Here is a 3,916-nt window from a genome sequence, read left to right as displayed (position 1 = left end):
TTTTTGGATTTTTGTTTGTTCATCCAAAAAGAGGATTCCAAGATACAATGTAACTAAATCATGGATATTATTAGGGTTTAATTGTGTTAATTCCTCAACTTTTTTTAAACGGTAGTGGAGGGTATTAATATGTATATGTAATGTATTGGATGTGTTCTTCAGCGAATGATTTTGCTTAAATAATTCTTTAATGGTTTCTAATAGTTCTGTTTCTTTCAAAAGGGGTCCAATGGTTCTTGTAATAAAATCAGCTTTGGTTTTGGGATTTATTTCTTCAGAAATCATTTCAAGTGTCAAATCTTCATCGAAGATAATCGAAGAATTTAACTTTGCTATTTTCAGGGATCTTTCGGCTTGTCGATAAGAATTACTGATTTCTTGCGAATCTGCCGCCTGACCAACACCAGCAATTGCTTGAATCCCGAAATTGCTTGTCAAGAATTGAAAAAAATGCTTCAAGCGTCTTTCAATACTCTCCCGTGTAGGCCGATTAGTGCAATTTATGAGTAATACCATCCTTTCATTGCCAGACCGGGCGACAACCTCTTTTGTATTTTGCTGAAACCTATTAAAAATCATTGTCCAACTATCTCTGGATAATGGTGCGTTTAACCCGATAAACTCAATAATTACAACCATTCTTTTGACCGTAATGTCTATTGATAGAAGCTTAGCTCTGTCTAAAAAAGAGTAATTCCACTCTTTGGCCTGGACCCAATCCATTATGAAAGATTCTACTGCCCGGGTATGCCATTCAAACTGTTCAGCATAATAATTTTCACTAATAAGGAGTTCAGTCATTTTTCGGATTACTTCACCAAAGGGAGTAACTTTATTTGGTTCGCCAGTAATTCCAATTACTCCAATCACATCATGTTGAAAAAAGATCGGTAAATTAATCCCAGCTTTTACACCAGATAACTTTAATTGGTCTTTATCTGTAATAATCATCTTTCGTTTTTGTTGTAATGCGATCAATGCTCCTTCATGGAAAGAACCTACTCTACCGGGGTCTGTACTTGCAATGATATAGCCCTCCGTGTTTACAACTATAATATCTTCACCAATTAACTTCTGAACTTCTTTGACAATTTTTTCTGCTAATTCGGGTAATATCAAAGGTGACACCTCCAGGAACAACTGCTTATATTATAGCAGTGTTTGTCTGCAAGTTGTTTTGGTATAAAAAATACTCTGGATGTATCACCCAGAGTTTGGTAGAAATTATTTCTTAATCACTTCCTTGACTTACATCTTTTGAAGGATGCATAAAAGGATATGCTTGCGGTTTCTTTTTACTTTCCAATAACTCACGGTTCTCACTTGTATTCCAGCCAATATCATTAGTCGGATGAACCCATTCATCTCCCGCCATAATCGAAGGATCGGTATCCTTTGTCCAGTTTTCTAAAGGAGAATTGGATGAGGCATAGATACTATCACCGATTGTAACACCATGTTTATTAACAAAGGGAGGCTCCATTTTTATTCCAGTACCCTCAAAGCTAGGGGCACTGATTTGATGGGGCATCGTTTCATTCAAGCTCACTTGTTTGGCGGATTGTGTATTTTTCGCTTTTTTCATTTTCAAATCACTCCTGTTTTTTCTTTATTTTCTTCGAGTAGGACAAATTTATTTATGAAAAATAAGGAAAGGAATGATTACCTTAAGTTTGTTCAAAACTATGGAAGTAAGATTACACTAATTTCAGGGAGGATTATTTGATGGCTAAGCGTAAAGCAGAATTTGATGCAGTGGAAAAATATACAAAAACACCTCATAAAAATGTTCAGGAAAGTGAATTTTCAGCGGAATTTACTGATAATAACAATGCAATTAGATTTCAAAATCGAAATTCCAAATTAGGGAAAAAGGGAAGAAGTTAATGAAAAGCCGCCGTAAAACCCCACCACGTATTCCTACTGAAGAATTCAGCATCGAATTTGGCGATGTTAACGGCACAAAATTATATGATATTATGCAGGTAACTCAAAAAGAGAAGAAAAGCAATAAAAAGAAATAAGCCGGCAACGCCGGCTTGTTACTTTTCAGAATAGGAAAAGATAAGTGTACGACTGTTCATTGGCTCAAAATAAGCTAATAGACAGGAGGCTTGTTTAGAAATTTTCCCAGTTGTTTGGAACTCTAATAAATCAAAAGAGAGTTCTTCAAGCATCGTATGTTTATATAACTCTTTTTCATCGAGACCAAGTTCTACAAACGAATGTCCTAGAATAGCTGGGTGTTCGGAAATTTGTTTGTAAATTTTTGTTCTTTTTTCCTTATTAAAGCTTGCTTCCCACCAAGGTTTTCTCGGTTTGAATTTGTGCTTCAAGAGGTAATCATATTTCATTAGCCCAACAATAACATCAAGGTCGGCAACATCCTGGTGTTCCAAAAAGGCAAACAGTCTTCGGAATAGATCTTCTAGTTGATGCCCAATTCTGGACCAGCCTTGGCTTTCCCAGAAAGAACCAAATTCTTGAAAGAAATCAAACGGTGAAGGAAACACATTGGTTATTAAATATTCCACAGTAGCATCCATCCGATGATCATTCCAATACTTTTCCAACACATCCTCCACCTGCTTAATTCTAACGATATCATCGAAAGAGAGGACATTGTTGCTTAAAATTTCATAGGGAGAATGATCCATATATATATATTTGTGCTCATCCGCACGAAGCCGGACGCCTGTTCCTCTGAGCATTTTTAGAAAACCTAACTGCAGCTCTTCAGGACGGAGTTCAAATACATCATTGAAAGTTTTTCGAAAAGAAGCGTAATCTTCTTCAGGTAAACCGGCTATTAAATCAAGATGCTGGTCGATTTTTCTACCTGCTTTCACCATTGAGACTGTTCTGGTCAGTTTTGAAAAATTTTGTTTTCGCATCACTAATTCATTGGTAGAGTCATTGGTGGATTGAACACCGATTTCAAAGCGGAAAAGACCTTTTGGTGCTTCTTGATTAAGAAATTCAATCACTTCAGGACGCATGATATCTGCTGTAATTTCAAACTGAAAGACAGTTCCCGGGAGATGTTCATCAATTAAGAAACGGAACATTTCCATTGCATAACTTCTGCTAATATTGAAGGTACGATCGACAAACTTAATTGTTTTTGCCCCATTTGCCATTAAATAGCGTATATCTTCTTTAATTTTTTCACGGTCAAAGTACCGAACACCTACCTCAATCGATGACAAGCAAAATTGGCAGCTGAATGGACAACCACGGCTAGTCTCAATATAGGTGACCCGTTTGCCTAAATTGGCGATATCTTCAGGGAAGCGATAGGGTGAAGGTAATTCCTTAAGGTCCAACTTATTCATTTGGGGAGTAATAACAATTTGCTGATTCTCACGTAAGGCAATGCCAGGCACTTTTTTAAAGTTATGATTATTTTGGATCTCCGTTAGCAACTGTTTAAAGGTTTGTTCTCCTTCACCCATAACAATAAAGTCCACCTCAGGTACTTTTTCCATCCATTCACGCGTGTCATAAGTAACCTCAGGTCCTCCCAGAACAATAATTAGCGACGGGTCCACTTTTTTTAACAGATTCACCACTTTAATGGTTTCTTCGATGTTCCAGATATAGCAGCTAAATCCAATCACTTTCGGTTTCTGTTGATAAAGATCTGTAACAATATTTAAAATAGGGTCCTTTATGGTATATTCTTTGATTTGTATATTAAAATCTGGTTCTGCATAAGCCTTTAAATAACGAATCGCTAGGTTGGTATGAATAAACTTAGCATTCAAGGTTGAACAAATAACATTCATATTAAAACTCCTTTGCATAAATGAAAACAATATTTTATTATAGCCTAGTTTAGACAAAAAATGAAGCAAACGATACAAAAGACCCATGCCTGTTTGGCATGGGTCTTAATAAATGGCTGTGTTAAACT

At 36.2% G+C, this 3,916-nt stretch carries 5 protein-coding genes; 2 read left to right on the top strand and 3 right to left on the bottom strand.

The features are described from left to right. Positions 1-1,119: CdaR family transcriptional regulator (locus V7659_RS19100; RefSeq protein ID WP_335541427.1), on the bottom strand; the 1,119-nt coding region annotated here is incomplete at its 3' end. 112 nt (positions 1,120-1,231) lie between these two features. Next, positions 1,232-1,585, bottom strand: coding sequence for a DUF3905 domain-containing protein (locus V7659_RS19095; protein WP_335541425.1), 354 nt, complete (start codon positions 1,583-1,585; stop codon positions 1,232-1,234). 140 nt (positions 1,586-1,725) lie between these two features. On the opposite strand from V7659_RS19095, the gene V7659_RS19090 reads away from it, so the two are divergent. Further along, positions 1,726-1,887, top strand: a complete 162-nt coding sequence (locus tag V7659_RS19090; protein WP_166257651.1) for a hypothetical protein — start codon at positions 1,726-1,728, stop codon at positions 1,885-1,887. Next, positions 1,887-2,024 carry a hypothetical protein gene (locus V7659_RS19085; RefSeq protein WP_186328650.1) on the top strand — a complete coding sequence of 46 codons (138 nt, stop codon included), beginning with the start codon at positions 1,887-1,889 and terminating at the stop codon, positions 2,022-2,024. Before V7659_RS19090 ends, V7659_RS19085 begins: the two co-directional genes overlap by 1 nt. A gap of 18 nt (positions 2,025-2,042) precedes the next feature. Here V7659_RS19085 and V7659_RS19080 read toward each other — a convergent pair whose 3' ends face one another. Then, complete coding sequence (locus V7659_RS19080) at positions 2,043-3,788, bottom strand: B12-binding domain-containing radical SAM protein (RefSeq protein WP_335541423.1); 1,746 nt, start codon at positions 3,786-3,788, stop codon at positions 2,043-2,045. Positions 3,789-3,916: the final 128 nt, after the last annotated feature.

Source organism: Neobacillus drentensis (genome assembly GCF_036966985.1).
In the GTDB taxonomy this organism is placed as follows: Bacteria; Bacillota; Bacilli; order Bacillales; family Cytobacillaceae; genus Neobacillus; species Neobacillus drentensis_E.
The sequence above is the reverse complement of the archived record's forward strand: the minus strand, read 5'-3'. Positions and strand labels throughout refer to the sequence as shown.